Raw genomic sequence first — 15204 nt, 5'->3', positions numbered from 1 at the left:
CCGCTACATCACCCAAGGACGCGCCGAGGACGACCGCCGCGCCATCTCACCGCTAGGGCTGGCCCTGCTACGACTCAGCCGTCCGGACACCCTGAGACCTGACCAGCAGGAGCTCCTCCACAAGACCACCAGTGTGTGCCCGGAAATGAGTCAACTCGCCTCCCTGGTCCGCGCCTTCGCGCAACTCCTCACTCCCGCGGACGGCAACGGAGACCGGCTGGACGACTGGATCAGCACCGCCGAGAAGGAGAACTGCGACACCTCCACTTGTTCATCCGCGGCCTGAGACTCGATCAGAACGCGGTCCGCACAGCTCTGACCAGCGAACACCACAACGGCGGGACCGAAGGCGTCAACACCAGAACGAAGTTGATCAAGATGCAGCTGTACGGCCGGGCAGGCTTCCGTTTCCTACGCCACCGGATCCTCCTCCAATAACCTCACCCTCCCTAACCACCGATACTGCGACAGAGCCGTTAACTGGACAGACCCGACCGTTACGAGACAGCCCATGGTGTTTGTTGTTGGTCGCCAGGGTGGTCGTGTATGGAAGGTTCTTAATCCAGTTTTGTCTTTTGGCGGGAAATGCAGCCTTATCCATACTCCGCCTGGACAAGGCTGCATTCCCGGTGGTATTCGGCGGGTTGTCAGGCGGCCTATTTGGAGTGCCCTAGCCTCGGGCTTTCACCGGGTGGCGGGTCGGGAGTGACTGTTTAGATAAGAAAAGTGCCTCTGTGCTGGGAGGATAGGGCTTGTTGAGGGTCCTGTCCGCGCCAGTCCAGAAGGCACTTTTCACGTGAAGACTACAGGTCGTACCGGCAGGCTCGTGGTGTCTTCGGACGGTGCGGGCATCGTGGGTCAGGCCGGTGGGGTGCTGCTGACCGAGACGCTCCGGGTCACCGGCCTGGACCGGGCGCTCTCGGAAGGGCTCGTGCGCTGGCGCAGGCCGCGGGCGGTCCATGACCCGGGCAAGGTCGTCGCGGACCTGGCGCTGATGCTGGCGTTGGGCGGGGACGGCCTGTCCGATATCGCGATCCTGCGTGCCGAGCCGGAGCTGTTCGGGCCCGTTCCGTCGGATCCGACGGTGTCGCGGCTGGTCAGGACACTGGCCGACGCGGGCCCGCAGGCGTTGCGGGCGATCCGCACGGCCCGATCGTCGGCGCGTGCGCGGGCCTGGGACCTGGCCGGCGAGCACGCCCCAGGTGCCGGCGGGAACCTGATTCCGGTGGATCTGGACGCCACGATCGTGCTCGCGCACTCGGAGAAGGAGCAGGCGGCACCGACCTGGAAACGCACTTTCGGGTTCCACCCGATGACCGCGTTCATCGACCACGGCCCCGGCGGGACCGGGGAGGCCGCCGCCCTGCTGCTGCGGGCAGGAAACGCCGGGTCCAACACCGCCGACGACCACATCACCGCCGGGCGCCTGGCCTTGCAGCAGATCCCCGCCCACCTGCACAAACAGGTCCTGGTCCGAACCGATGCGGGCGGCGGCACCCACGCCTTCATCGACTGGGTCACCCGCCGGCGGCTGAAATACTCGATCGGGTTCAACCTGACCGACGACCTGTGCGCCGCGATCCTCACACTGCCCGAACACGTGTGGGAGTGCGCCTACGACACCGACCGGCAGCCCCGGCCGGGGGCGTGGGTGGCCGAGCTGACCGGCCTGCTGGACCTGTCGTCCTGGCCCAAGGGGATGCGGGCCATCGTTCGCCGCGAACGCCCCCACCCCGGCGCCCAACTACGGTTCACCGACATCGACGGGCACCGCTTCACCTGCTTTGTCACCGGCACCCGCCGCGGGCAGCTCGCCGACCTGGAACTACGCCACCGCCGCCGGGCCCGCTGCGAGGACCGCATCCGCTGCGCCAAGGACACCGGACTGCGGAACCTGCCCCTGCACGACGCCGCCGCCAACCAGCTCTGGCTCGAACTCCTCGCACTCGCCACCGACCTGACCGCCTGGGCCCAGATGCTCGCCTTCGCCGACCACCCGGCCCGCCGCTGGGAACCCAAACGCCTACGCCTGCGCGTCTTCTCAGCCGCCGGACGCCTGGCCCGCGGCGGAAGGCGACTGCGCCTCAGACTCGCCCGCCACTGGCCCTGGAGCGGCCTGATCACCACCGCGATCAGGCACCTGCAGACATTCCCAGCACCCTGACCAGCACAAACCGTCCCACCAACACCAGAAAGGGAGAACACCCGGGCCCGTGGAACCCCGCCCACCCGACGCGACAGTCGGGCCCCACACCTGACCCACCACCGAAAACCAAGAGTCGGTTGGGTCGCTCCGCGACCCGACCGACCACACGAAAGATCGAGGCTAGTTGTAGTCGGCTGGTAGTTGTGGGTTTCCTTGGAAGGTGTCGGCGTACAGGGCGCCCTTTATTGTTTGCGCCTCCTCGTCGGTCAGTGCGCCCTTGTAAACCCATACGTCGTCGATGACCCCGGAGAAGTATTCGCGGTTGGCATCGGTGTCGGATGTTTTGCCGTCGGCAAAGCGGCGGCCGATCTGGAAGGGGCCGCTTGCCTTGAAGGTGACGACGCCACCGGCGTGACCGCTGTGACTCTGCACTTCGTCGACGGCGCCGTTGACGTATAGCGTCATCGTCTGGCTTGGTGCGTCATACACCACTGCGAGGTGGTCCGGGCCCTCGTTCGCGCAGACCTGGCAGGACTGGTTGCTGTACACCTTTGTACGAGTCGGTGTGTCGCTGTCGGAGTTGGCTATCTCCAGTTCCCATCCGCCGCTGTACTCGGCGGACGGATCGTCGCGATCCGGATCGTAATTGTCATTCTTGATCTTGGGGTTGAAGCGGACCGTGAAAGCGCTTTGTTTGGCGCTGGCAGCGGAGAAGACGGTCATCGGCACTGTGGGTTTGGCGGCATCAACCCATCCGGCGATGGTGAAGCTGCCGTCGGTGTCCGCGACTGGTCCGGCGGTTTGCGCCCATGAGCCGCTTCCGTCGGCGTGTGTTCCGTCCAGAGCGAGGCACTGTTCGGAGAACGCGCCGCAGGCTTCCCCGTCGTCCTTGATTGCGGCTCCACCGTTTAGGGACAAGGTGTGCCCAGCGCCAGAGTCGTCGGGAATCGTGGCGTCGGTGTTCGGAGGGGTGTTGAACCGCCAGCGCGCCTGGGCAGTTGCGCGGTACCAACGCGCCACATCCTGGTCGGTGACGGCGCGTGCGAACACCCGGACGTCGTCGATCTCTCCCGGGAACAGGTCGACGTTGGAGCCGTTGAACTTGGCGCGGCCGATGGTGAACGGTCCGCGGGCGGCGGTGGCCCAGGCACTGGCGTCGAAGGGCTTGCTGCTTTGGAACTTGCCGTCGACATAGAGCTTGAGTTGCTTGGCGGTGGCGTCGTAGACGCCGACCAGGTACGTCCACTGGCCTATGGTTGGGGCCGCGCTCGAGAGGGCCCGCACTCCCGGGGCGTCCTTCTGGTCTCCGGAGACGGCGGACATCGCCCACCGGCGGTCGACTTGTGAGTACTGAAGGTAGAACGAGCTGTTGAGTGAACCGTCCTGGGCGACCAGCGTTCCGTACTGGCCCGACGAGTTGAGCTTGGCCCAGGCCGAGACCGTGTAGTTGCTGGCCGGATTCACCACAGGAGTTGGGGTCTGGGCGTAGCCCACAGTCGCTGGATCGTTGTCGGTGTTCATGCGTAGCGCTGTCGAACCCACTCGGGCCTGGCTGCCCAGGGAGATATCACTACCGGTCAGGGCCGCCTGGTTCACTGATGTCAGACGCCACTGTTCCCAGGCCACACCCTCGCAATCCCACTGCATCAGGTGTGCGCCGTTGGCGGCCTTGCCGCCCTCGACATTGAGGCACTTGCCACTGTGCTTGGCAACATACTTGTAGGTGCCGTCAGCGACCTGGACACGCTGCCATTTTTGACTGTCGACGGCCGCACAGTCGGACTGGATGACGTGGGCGCCGTTGGCGGTCGACGCTCCTTCGACGTTCAGGCATTTTCCGCTGCGCTTGCTTGTCAAGGTGAAAACGTCATTGCCCAGATCGGTGAACTTCCACTTCTCCCACTCGACACCTTCGCAGTCCCACTGCATGACATGTGCGCCGTCGATCGTCTTGCCGCCTTCGACGTTGAGACACTTGCCGCTGTTGACACTCAACGCCTGGTACAGCTCGCCCGCGGCGATCTCATCCGTGAGCTTCGTCGACCCGGCTGGATCGTCGAGCCGCCAATGGGCGTCTTCGGTGGCTATGTTCCGGACGCGGAAGATGTAGGCCGGTGCGCTGGTGCCCCGGCCGGCTTGGTCGACCGCCGACACGTTGAGTTGCCAGTCTCCCTTGCGGTCGGGAGTCTTGGTGATGGTGCATGCAGTGGAGGTACAGCCGTTGGCTCCCAGGGCCAGGTACTGCATCGGCTCGGCAGGTCCGCCTGGAGGTGTGAAGGAGTAGCCGAACTTGGCGATCGGCTCCCCAGCGGCGGCGGTGATCGTGAAAGTCCCAGGCTGGTTGACGCCGTCGTGTTCGATCGGGTCGTTCGGGTACTTGGACGACGTCACCTTCGGTGGGGGCGGGGCGGCGTCGTCATAGACGAACCAACACTTATGACCTGCGCTGGAAAGCTGGTCACTCCAGACGCTCGCTCCCTGCCAGTGGCCCGGATCGCCGTCCTCCAGGCCGCTCTTGAAGTCATGGCCTCGAACCATCCAGGCAATCGGGATGTTCTTGGGGATGCCCCGGCTGGACGCGAAGAGTGACAACGCCTTGGTGAAGTTCGAGCCCGATTCGCCTGACCCGGAGTAGAGGGGAGCTGAGTCGGGCCCCAGGTTGCCGGCGCCGATCCGCCATTTGAAGTTATTGCCTTGTGCATCGCCCCAGCCGACCACGTACTCGGCCTGCACCTTGTCACTGGACTGCGGATCGGTGATCCTGGCCGACATCGTTGGCCAGACTCTCAAGCGCGGTACAGCCTCATTGATCGCCATACACGGGTAGTAGCCACCCTCAGCTTCCATCCGCACATAGGTGGGAGGCTTGGGAGGAAGGTTGTAGAGGACGCGCAGCACAGCATCGTTGTTGAAGCGCTTCCAGTACTTGCTACTGGATTCACTGCCCGCCTTCATCCCCAGCCAGATCGATCCAGATCCGTGGGCGGTCTTGTCGATCTCGTCCTTCAGTGCGTCACTTGACAGCACGACTGTGCTGTTGGAGCAGCCGACACTTTCGTTTCCGTAGTTGAACGCCTTCTCCACCAACTTGTGCTGCCAAAACCCGGAAGCGCTCTGCGTGCCCCAGCTCGTCGAGCCGGAAACGCCCTTGGTCTTCCACACCTCGGCTTCGGCCGGCGTGCAGTTATAGGCACCTGTCTGATACGGCTTGAACTCGGCGTACAGGATATTGGTGTTCATGACCGCCGACGGCAGGGCAAACTTGTAGAACAGCCTCTTGGTTAGCTTTGAATCAGGCCTGCTGCCGCACAGGCCTCCCATGTAGGGGTCGGTATTGTCACACAAACCCATGCCCTCGTCCTCCCACGAGGCATCGGAATAGCTGGTACTGACCATCACCGCGCTCGACTCTCCTGGCCCCTGCCAGTCCGGGTCGAGGTAGACGGGGAACTTGGTGGCGGGGCCGGTCATCAGGGCCTTGTTCGGCTCTAGTGTGAGCTTGCCGTTCGCGACAGTGGTCTTGATCGGCGCATGCTGTGATCCGTCACCCGGGCCCTTGTTCAGGTCCGGGGGCTCTGGAACGACTCCGGTCTTCCGAGAACTGCCTGGCGGAACTGTTGCCTGCTGGCTGGTGGAGTCCCACATCGCTGGTTGAGGAGCGGAGAACACCGTCCCTCCAGTGGCCCTGTCGACCGCCTTCAGCCCTCCTGCGCCGTCCGGGGTGACGGCAACGCCAGAGGCTCCGAGCTTCAGTTCGACTCTGGCCAGCTTGGACTGTTGCGCCGCCTGCGGGGTCTTGACCCTCAGCACATGGCTGAATCCCGCCGCTGTTGCGCGAAGCACCAGATCCACCCCAGGGAGGGCTTCGGCATAGGTCGCGGTGTCTCCCTCAACCGTTGGTGCGGGCAACTTTCCATACGGCCACGCCAGTGAGAGTTCTTTGCCTGCTCGCGTCATCCGAACGAACGGGCCACCGCCGCCGCCGGAAAACCGCAGCCCCACCGTGCTGGCTGCAGGTACGAGTTCGCCGTTGTTCTGCTGGTGAAGCTTGGTGTCGATGTTGGCCCACTTGCCCGCCTTCAGGGTGCGTACCGGCGCGGCATGCAAGGTTGCTTCAAAGCGCCCGTCAGGCAGAGCCCGCACCTCACGCTTTGAGGAGAGGAGGGACGAGACCATCACCGCTCTGCCGGACTTCTTGGCTGCCGCCAGTGCCTCCTCCTGGGACACTGCCGCATTGGGCGCTGTGTCGGCGTGCGCGGACACAGCCCCTGTGGCGAAGGGAACGGACAGCATGGGCATCGCCAACAACGATGCCATCGCTGCCGACACGATGCGGAGCCCGTGGCGCGATCGCCCATTACACCGTGAACTTCGCACATGCACCGCGCGACGCCAAGTAATCATAGACACCCCACGAAGGTAAGTAGAACACAAAGCGAGCTAAAGCTAGCGATCACTCTGGCGTGGGGAAAGGGGGCGATTCGATCGAGAAAGTGATCTGCGTCACATGTTCCGGGTGGCTGTGATCGGCCCCTGGACAGGTGGCGTAGGAGGGGGAAGCCGGCCCGGCCGTACATCTGTCGTTTGATCAACTTCGTTCTGGTGTTGACGCCTTCGGTCCCGCCGTTGTGGTGTTTGCTGGTCAAAGCCGCGCGGACAGCATCCTGATCGAGTCTCAGGCCACGGATGAACGAGTGGAGGTGTGGCAGGTCCGACTGCTCGGCGGTGCTGATCCATTCCTCCAGCCGGTCCTCGCTGCCGGCCGCGGGAGTGAGGAGTTGCGCGAAGGCGCGGACCAGGGACGGGAGTCGACTCATCTCGGGGCACGCGCTGGTGGTTTTGTGGAGGAGTTCCTACTGGTCGGGGCGGCTGAGTGGCAGCCGGGACAGTCTGCGGGGTGAGATGGCAGGGCGGTCGTCCTCGACGCGTCCTTGGGTGATGTAGCGGTAGAGGAGGTTCTGGCTGCCGGTGTAGCCGCGTTCCCGGATCTCTCCGAGGAGTCGAAGGACCGGGATCGCGGGGTCTTAGGCTCGGCGTTTGCGCAGGTAATCGCGGTAGGGATCGATAAGGGTGGGCCGGTATTGCGATGCTCGCCGCATCTGTTTGGGCTTGTCGATCCGGGCATACCGTTTGGCGGTGTTCAGGGCGAGGTTCAGCCGCCGGGCGCACTCCAGGAGCCCGACGCCTGCGTCGAGCAGGTCGTGGACCTGCTGCCACCGCTGCAGGGTGGTGGTCTTCCCGCCGGCGAGTTTGCGTATCCGGGTGGCGGTGGCCCAGCAGTCGCTGTGAACGGCCACTTCCTTCCTGACGGCCTGGGCGAAGTTGTGCCAGATGTGGCGTCGGTCGCCGACCTGCAAGGCATCGGGTATGGCCTGGTGCACGGCCTCCGCATAGCCGGCGGCGCCGTCACGGCAGACGATTTCGACGCCCGGATGCTCGCGCAGCCACGCCGCCAAAGTGTGAGACGGGCGGTCAGGAAGGACATCGATCCTCCGCCGGGTCTCGGCATCGATCAGGACTGTCGCGTACGTCCGAGATCGCCGCAGCGAGAAGTCGTCCACACCCAATACCCGCGGCGTCTTGGTCACCGGCAGCGGAATCCCCAGCAGGATCCGCAGCGCGGCATGACGAGAGATCCGCACTCCCAGCGCGAACAGCACCCGAGCGCCGGCCCGGCCCGCCAACTCCCGCACCACCGCCCCGACCTGGACGGCCAACTGGACGGTCCGTCGTTGATACCGCTCCAGGACTCCGGCGATCTGTTCCTGGAACGTCCGCCGGGGTCACCGCCAGTCCCGACACACGAGCCGACGCACCCGCACGTTTAGCACCACCCGCCGCCCATCGATGGGGACATCGGCCACGGTCCGCTCACGCCACGCATGCACACGAGCGGTCTGGACGGCACACCCAGTACAAGGAACCGGCACACCGCGGCTGCTGGCCCGCACCCGAATCAACTCGCTCTCGTCCGTAACATCCTCGATGACCAGGCAGGACGGCCCCGAGAACACCACATCCACCAACCGATCAACCCCAACCACACCTCAGCGTGACAGGAGCACACCCACCGTCACCATCGAAAGTGCGACAGAGCCGACCTTGGCTGGAGGTATCTCTCCTAGAGAGATACCTCCGACAGGCCATGGGGCGAGCCCCCTGCCGCCTTTTCTTGTGGACGTGAGCTTGGGGACTTGTATCCCTGGACGGATTCCATGGCGTGGGCTTCCGCCGCCTTGCCCTCCGTTGTGAGTCTGGGGACGTGAGGGGGAGGGTGTGGGCCCAGGGACGTGAGGTCGGGGAGGCAGGTGGAAAACCCGTTGCTGTGGGGTGGGCGCGGTAGGCAGGCTGTTCTCGGGCTCCGGAATGCCGGAGTCCTGAGGAATTTGCAGTCCATTCCCTTGTGGTTCAAAGGAAGAACGCCGCACCGTTAATGCGGAAATCCAGGTTCGAGTCCTGGTGGGGGAGCTGCACGTGGTCGGGGAGGTGAGCGGTGAACGTGCTCGTGCTGAACGCGTCCTATGAGCCCTTACAAAAAGTGGATCTGCGGCACGCCATACGCATGCTCGTGCGTGAGGTGGCGGTCGTCGAGGAGGCGGAGGAGGGGCGCACCATCGGTCGGTTCCCCGTGCCGAGGGTGCTCCGTCTCGTCCGCTACGTCGCCATGCGCTGGCGCCACGGCAGGCGGCCTCCGTGGACCAAGCGCGGCGTCTACCTGCGCGACCGCGGTCACTGCGCCTACTGCGGCGGACGCGGCAACACCATCGACCACGTTCTCCCGCAGTCCCGCGGCGGCGGCGACACCTGGGAGAACACCGTCCTGGCCTGCGGCCGCTGCAACAACCGCAAGGCCGACCGCACCCCGTCCGAAGCGGGTCTGCCCCTGCGTCTCAAGCCCCGCATCCCCCACTGGGAGGAACTCGTCTCCCTCTGACCCGAACGCCATCCCCGACTGCGGCATCCGCTGAACACGGTGTCCGCTGAGCGGTTGCCCGCTACCGAGGTGTCCGCTGAGCGGCCGCCTGCTACAAGAGTGTCCGCCGACCGTCACGCATCGCCGCTACGTCCCCTGCTCCGGCTCCGAATTCAAGGCCACCCTCGCCTACCTCGGCCACGAGGTGGGCGAGGACGGCGTTCGCTGACCACGGTGTCCGTTTCTCTCCGGCGCTCGCCGACCGCGGTGTCCGGCAAGAACGCGGTCGTGGACCATCGCGCGGACGGCGGCGTCTGCTGACCACCGCGGCCGCCGGTCGGCGCGGCTTCACGGTCGCGCCCCTCATCAGGAGCGTTCGGCCTTCCGGTCACCGCCGACGCGCGACGCGGTGGGTGATCAGGAGGGTGAGGGGTGGTCGAGTGCCGAGGCGATTTGGCGGCGGGAGGTGATGGTGAGCTTGCGGAAGACCTTGTTGAGGTGGAACTCGACGGTCGGGGTCGTGATGAAGAGCCGGGTGGCGATCTCCGCGTTGGTCAGGCCCGACGCGGCCAGGACGGCCACGTGGCGCTCCTGCGGTGTGAGGTCGTGTCGCGTGTCCGCGGTCCGTTTGCGGGCGGTCGCCCCGGTGGCCAGCAACTCGGCTCGGGCGCGTCCGGTGAAGGCCGCCGCTCCCCAGGAGTCGAAGGACTCGTACGCGGCCCGCAACGGGACGCGCGCGTCCGAACGCCGCTTCCTCCGCCGCAGCCATTCCCCGTAGACGAGCCGGGACCAGGCCAGTTCGACGGCCACGGGCACCTTTCCGAGCTGCTCGATCGACTTCAGGTACCACTCCTCGGCGGCGTCGCCGGTGGTCATCAAGGCCCTGCAGCGCGCCAGCGACCCGAGTGCCCATGGTGTCCCGGCCAGCGGCGCCCGCTCCTCGATCCGGGCGAGCGCCGCTTCGGCGGACGACCGGTCACCGGCACGGACGCCCGCCTCGACCATGATCGGCAGCATCAGGTTCCCGAGGGGGAGGCCGTCCTCGAGGAACACGGGAAGGGCGTGGTCGAGCGCCTCCCGGTAGCGGCCGCGGCCGATCTCGAAGATGCTCAGCGCCTGGGCCGCCGTCCGACGCATCGATCCGAGCCGCAGGGTCTCCGCCAGGTTCCTCATGGCCTGGGTGGCCGTCCGTAGTTCGGGCTCCCGGCCCGTCCAGGCGTAGAACAGCGCCTTGTTGATCTCACCGCCGCCCGCGAATCCGGTCGCGGCGGCGTATTCGTCCGACTCGGCGTAGTGGCTCTCGGCCACGGAGAACCGGCCTTCCCAGATCTCCAGGGTGGCCAGGACGAGCAGGGCGAGGCTCAGTCCGTAGAGGGCTCCCCGGCCGCGGTCCACCGCTGCCAGCCGTTGGACGATCTCCCGTTTCGCCTCGATGTCCCAGAGCTCGTCGGCCGCGTAGCTGACGATCACGCTGAAGGGACTGTTGAGCTCGCGGAGTTCGGGCGAGGCGCGCAGCCGCCTGAGCGCGTCGCGGAGCAGCGGAGCCCCCTGGGCGTAGCCGAAGGCGACCTCGTGGGCGAGGCCGGCCATGAGGGGGCCGGGGCTCCAGGACGGCGGGGCCGGGTCGTGCCAGGCGTCGGCGGCGGTCTTCGCGACCTGCGCGAGCGTCGTCCCGCTGGTGAGGCCGCCGCTGACGAGTGCCGCGTGCATCGCCTCGTACAGCAGTTCCCAGGTCGTCGCCGGATCACTCGGCCCGAGCCCGTCCACGGCGTCCAGCAGCATCGCGGACACCTCACCGGTGCGGAGGAACAGCATGTCCACGGACGCCCTCAGGCGCTGCGCGCGAGCCTTCTCGGGGGATCCGGCGAGGTCCGGTGCGGCGAGGGCGAGGAGCATCCGGACGGCACCGGCGTCACCCGAGGTGAGGTGGGCTTCGGCGGCGTCGAGAAAGCGTCGTGCCCGGCGAGCGGGGTCGGTGGTGAGCTCCGCGGCGCGGGAGAGGAACAGGGCCTGCTGGGAGAACCCGCCGCGGGCCTGGGCCCGCTCGGAGGCGGTCTCCAGTTCCGTCGCCACGGCGTCGTCGGCGCCCTCGGTGGCCTCGGCGAGATGCCACGCCCTGCGGTCGGGGGCGCTCGCCGTGGCGAGGACCGCGTGGATCCGGCGCAGCGCCTCGGCGTCGGCGGCCGCGTGGACGGCGGACCTGATCAGCGGATGCCGGAACTCCAGGGCCGTGCCAGGGCAGAGGACGCCTGCCCTCACCGCGGGCGCCATGGCCCGCACGGACAGTCCGAGGGCGCCGGCGGCCCGCCACAGGGCGGCCTGGTCGTCGGTGGGCGCCGTGGCGATCAGCAGGAGGAGGTTCTGCGTGTCGTCGGGGAGCGCCGCGACCGAGCGTCGAAACCGGTCCTCGAGGAGCCGGCTTACCGGCAGCGGTTCGGGGAGGCGGGCGACTCCGGCGAGTTGCTCGGCGTTCAGGTGCGCGGTGATCTCCACCAGGGCGAGGGGGTTGCCGCCGGTGCCGTCGACGATCCGGTCGGCGACCGCCCTGTCCAGGTGCCCGGGCACGCCCTGCCCGAGCAGGGTCCGGGCGTCCTCCGGTGGCAGGCCTTCGAGACGGGTCGCGTTCAGGCCGTCGAGGAGGCGGGGCCGTCCGGAGTCCTCCCGGGCGGCGAAGACCATGGACACCGAGTCGGCGTGCACGCGGCGGGCCACGAAGGCCAGCACGTCCGCCGACTCGCGGTCGAGCCAGTGGACGTCGTCGACCAGGCACAGCATCGGCCGGTCCGAGGCGACCTCCGCGAGGAGCGTCAGCGTCGCCAGGCCGACGAGGAACCGGTCGCGGGACGCGGTGCCCGTCAGGCCGAGCGCGGCGTTCAGGGCGTCCCGCAGGTGCTCCGGAAGGCAGGTGAGCGCCGGCAGGAAAGGACGGAGGAGCCGGTGCAGGGCGCCGTGGGCCAGGCGGGTCTCCGACTCGATGCCGACCAGATGGACCACGGTGACGTCCTCGGAGGCGCGGGCGGCGTACTGGAGCAGCCGCGTCTTCCCCACCCCTGGCTCGCCGGTGAGCACCAGGACCGCGCCGAAGCCGTCCCGCAAGGCCTCCAGCATCTCGTCGATGGCCGCGCACTCCGCTCGGCGGCCGACCAGCGGCATTTCGGACATGACCGTGACACCTCGCCGTACCACGAGACGGATCCCCTCGACGCGTTGACGCCACCGACGCTAGGTCTGAGTCCGGACGCGAGCGAGCGTCACATGACGGTGGATGAGCGCAAGGCGCGCACCGCCACACGACCGGGCGCGGGTGGGTCGGCGCGGGGCGGGGACGAGTGCGCGGAGTTCGGTGCGGGAGGTGACGCCCAGTTTGGGGAAGATGCGGTGCAGGTGGGAGCTGACGGTGCGGTGTGAGAGGTAGAGGCGCTGGCCGATCTCCCGGTTGGTCAGGCCCTCGGCGGCGAGCTGGACGATCTGCAGCTCGTGGGGGGTGAGCCGGTCGCGGGCGTCCGGCGGGCGGCGCCGGCTGGTCTCCCCGGCCGCGCGGAGTTCGGCGCGGGACCGCTCGCCCCACGGGATGGCGCCGAGGGCGTCGAACATGTCCCGGGCGGTGCGCAACTGGTCACGGGCCTCGACATGGCGCCGGTGCCGCCGGAGCCACTCGCCGTAGGCCAGGTGGGTGCGCGCCCGGATCAGGGGCCAGGCCGCGAGGTCGGCCTGGAGCGCGGTGGCGAAACGGGCGTCGGCGTCCTCGGCGGAGGCCAGAAGGGCGTGCGCGAGGCGCAGGTCGGCGTGCAGGACGGGCGCCGGGGTGAGCTTCGCGACGTCCTGGAGCTCGGCGACGATGGGCGCGGCGGCGTCGGGACGGCCGCAGTGGACCGCCGCGTCGACGAGGTCGCCCAGCGTGGTCAGGCGGAGCGCGAGCTGGTACGACGGGTCCGAGGGGTCGTGCAGGCGCCGGAAATGGGCCAGTGCCTCCTCGAACCGGCCGGCGCTCAGAGCGGCGAGGCCCCGGGCGGTCACGGCCGTCGCCAGGACCGGCCGCGCGCCGACCGGCAGGCCGATCCCCTCCGCCTCCTCGGCGAGACGCAGCGCGCCGTCGTGGTCGCCCCGCAGCGCCGCCAGCTTCGCCGCGGTCGCCGTCATCAGCGCGTACATCATCGTCTGCGTGGTCTCGCGGGCCAGGCGGCGCGACTCCTCGGTCGCCGAGATCGCCGCTCCCAGGTCGCCGACCACCAGGGCGCTCCACGCCTCGGCGCCGACCGTGCGCGCCAGCAGGCCGAGGCGGCCCTGTGCGCGCAGGCCCGCGCCGCCGGCGGACGAGAAGGCCCGGGAAAGGTCGAAACCGCCGGCGAGGAGGGCGGCGGTGCTGAGCATCCGGTAGGCGCGGCCGTCGTCGCCGTCGTTGAAGGCGACGTGGCGGGCCCGGTCCAGGACGTACGCTCCTCGCTCGACGGGCGCGGCGTACGCGCAGATCGCCAGCCGCCAGGGATCGGCCTCGCCGAGTTCCATCCGCTCGACCGCGTCCAGGACGCCGCGCCGTCCCTCCGGCCCCGGATCGGACCAGAAGCAGAGCTGGGCCGCGCTCCACAGGATCCGCAGGGCCAGCACCCGGTCGACGGCGGCGATGTCCTCGGCGAGCGCGGTCAGGGAGATCGCACCGGACGAGTGGTGGTGCAGCCCCTCGTCGAAGCTTCCACGGAGCCAGACGACCGCCGCGTGCTGGCGTGGCGTCAGCTCCGCGTTCATCACCTGGTCGAGGATCTGGCCGACGGCCTGTGAACGGCCGAGTTCCACGGCGAAGTCGGCCGCGCGGAGCAGCCGTTCGACGCGGAGTCCGGGGTCCTCGCTGAGCGCGGCGGCCTGCTCCAGGGCGCCGACCGCGGCTGAGATGCCGCCCCGGCGCGCGGCACGGGCGGCGGCGTTCTGGAGCGCGGCGGCGACCGACTCGTCCGGGGCCGCCGCCCCGGCGGCCCGGTGCCTGATCTGCCGGTCCGGCTGGCCCTCCAGGACCTCGGCGAGAGCGGCGTGGGCGGCATGCCGCCGGGACGTCGCCATGGCCTGCCGGATCGCCGAGCGCATCAGCGGGTGCCGGAACCGCAGCTCCGACCCGACGACGCCGACCAGTTCCGCGCGCACGGCCGGATCGATGTCGGCGGCGCCGACCGGACGGCCGATGAGCAGCCGGGTCGCGCCGAAGATCTCCGAGAGTGAGGGCCCGTCGTCCAGCGCCGCGACCTGAAGGAGCCCGCGGGTCGCCTCGGGCAGGGTGTTCAGGCGATCGGTGAACGCGCGCTGCAGCCTCTCGGTCAACGGCAGGCCGGAGCCGGCCACGTCGACGCCGAGGGCACGCGACAGTTCGGTCAGCGCCAGCGGGTTCCCCGCCGACTCGTGGAGCACACGGCGGCGCGCGGCCGGCGACAGGTCCGGGGCGACGCCGACCAGCAGCTCGGCGGCCTCCTCGTCGGAGAGCGGCCCGAGGGCCAGGGTGGTGATCTCGTCCCGGCCCAGCCGTGACCGGTAGCCGTCCCGGGCGGCCCCCACCATGACGACCGGCTCGGCGACGACCCGTCGCGCCATGAACGCCAGGACGCTGACGGTCGCGTCGTCCAGCCACTGCACGTCGTCGGCGAGGACCAGGACCGGCGCCGTCGTGGCAGCGTCGGCCACCAGGTCGAGGGCGGCCAGACCCACCAGGAAGACGTCCGGCACGTCCGCCTCGACCTGGCCCAGGGCGGCTCGCAGGGCCGACCGCTGCGGCGCGGCCAGGTCGGGCATCCCCGGGCCGAGCGGGCGGAGCAGCTGCTGCAGGCCGGCGAAGGGCACCCTGCTCTCGGCCTCGACCCCGACGGTCCGCAGCACGCGGAACCCCAGGGCCTCCGCGGCGGAGGAGACCGCTCCCAACAGCGCGGACTTGCCGATGCCCGCGGCGCCGCGGACCAGCACCGCGCTCCCACCGCCTCCGGTGTCCGCCAAGGCACTGCGGAGGAACTCCAGCGGTCCTCCCCGGCCGATGAGCTCCACGAGGTCCTCTCCGGCCGGGCCTGACTGGCCGTTCTGCCTGAAATGGCAGCGTACTGCCCGGCACCGGTCGGCCCCAGGTGTCCGCCGGGCGGCAGAGGGCGTTGTCGGCGAACAGGCCGGTACTGGT

The 15204-nt window shown here is 68.6% G+C and carries 7 protein-coding genes, 1 tRNA gene and 1 pseudogene; 5 read left to right on the top strand and 4 right to left on the bottom strand.

Annotated elements, in window-relative coordinates; translation table 11 throughout:
* The first annotated feature begins 145 nt into the window (after nucleotides 1-145).
* The 3 genes from AB0L06_RS39105 to AB0L06_RS39095 all read left to right on the top strand — a co-directional run bounded on the left by AB0L06_RS39105 (nucleotide 146) and on the right by AB0L06_RS39095 (nucleotide 2164).
* Nucleotides 146-286 carry a hypothetical protein gene (locus tag AB0L06_RS39105; RefSeq protein WP_500236304.1) on the top strand — a complete coding sequence of 47 codons (141 nt, stop codon included), beginning with the start codon at nucleotides 146-148 and terminating at the stop codon, nucleotides 284-286.
* On the top strand, nucleotides 268-438 hold the full coding sequence (locus AB0L06_RS39100; protein WP_500236303.1) for a transposase: 171 nt from the start codon (nucleotides 268-270) through the stop codon (nucleotides 436-438). Before AB0L06_RS39105 ends, AB0L06_RS39100 begins: the two co-directional genes overlap by 19 nt.
* 358 nt (nucleotides 439-796) lie before the next feature.
* A complete protein-coding gene (locus AB0L06_RS39095) occupies nucleotides 797-2164 on the top strand; it encodes an IS1380 family transposase (RefSeq protein ID WP_500236302.1) in 1368 nt (455 codons plus the stop codon).
* A gap of 162 nt (nucleotides 2165-2326) precedes the next feature.
* Here the strand turns inward: AB0L06_RS39095 and AB0L06_RS39090 are convergent, their stop codons facing one another.
* Both AB0L06_RS39090 and AB0L06_RS39085 read right to left on the bottom strand, forming a co-directional pair.
* Nucleotides 2327-6445, bottom strand: a complete 4119-nt coding sequence (locus tag AB0L06_RS39090) for a LamG-like jellyroll fold domain-containing protein (protein ID WP_500236301.1) — start codon at nucleotides 6443-6445, stop codon at nucleotides 2327-2329.
* Nucleotides 6446-6687: 242 nt separating this feature from the next.
* Nucleotides 6688-8190, bottom strand: a pseudogene (locus tag AB0L06_RS39085) (ISL3 family transposase); the annotation flags it as partial.
* A 353-nt stretch (nucleotides 8191-8543) separates the two neighbouring features.
* On the opposite strand from AB0L06_RS39085, the gene AB0L06_RS39080 reads away from it, so the two are divergent.
* A tRNA-Asn gene (locus AB0L06_RS39080) sits at nucleotides 8544-8614 on the top strand.
* Nucleotides 8615-8639: 25 nt separating this feature from the next.
* Nucleotides 8640-9080, top strand: a complete 441-nt coding sequence (locus tag AB0L06_RS39075) for an HNH endonuclease (protein ID WP_500236299.1) — start codon at nucleotides 8640-8642, stop codon at nucleotides 9078-9080.
* A gap of 396 nt (nucleotides 9081-9476) precedes the next feature.
* On the opposite strand, the gene AB0L06_RS39070 is transcribed toward AB0L06_RS39075, so the two are convergent.
* Both AB0L06_RS39070 and AB0L06_RS39065 read right to left on the bottom strand, forming a co-directional pair.
* The gene (locus tag AB0L06_RS39070; protein WP_500236297.1) at nucleotides 9477-12221 is read right to left on the bottom strand and encodes a helix-turn-helix transcriptional regulator; all 2745 of its coding nucleotides are present in this window, start codon (nucleotides 12219-12221) and stop codon (nucleotides 9477-9479) included.
* Nucleotides 12222-12281: 60 nt separating this feature from the next.
* On the bottom strand, nucleotides 12282-15077 hold the full coding sequence (locus AB0L06_RS39065) for an ATP-binding protein (RefSeq protein ID WP_500236295.1): 2796 nt from the start codon (nucleotides 15075-15077) through the stop codon (nucleotides 12282-12284).
* Nucleotides 15078-15204 lie beyond the last annotated feature (127 nt).

The organism is Spirillospora sp. NPDC052269 (assembly GCF_040679435.1).
Lineage (GTDB): Bacteria > Actinomycetota > Actinomycetes > Streptosporangiales > Streptosporangiaceae > Spirillospora.
The sequence above is the reverse complement of the archived record's forward strand: the minus strand, read 5'-3'. Positions and strand labels throughout refer to the sequence as shown.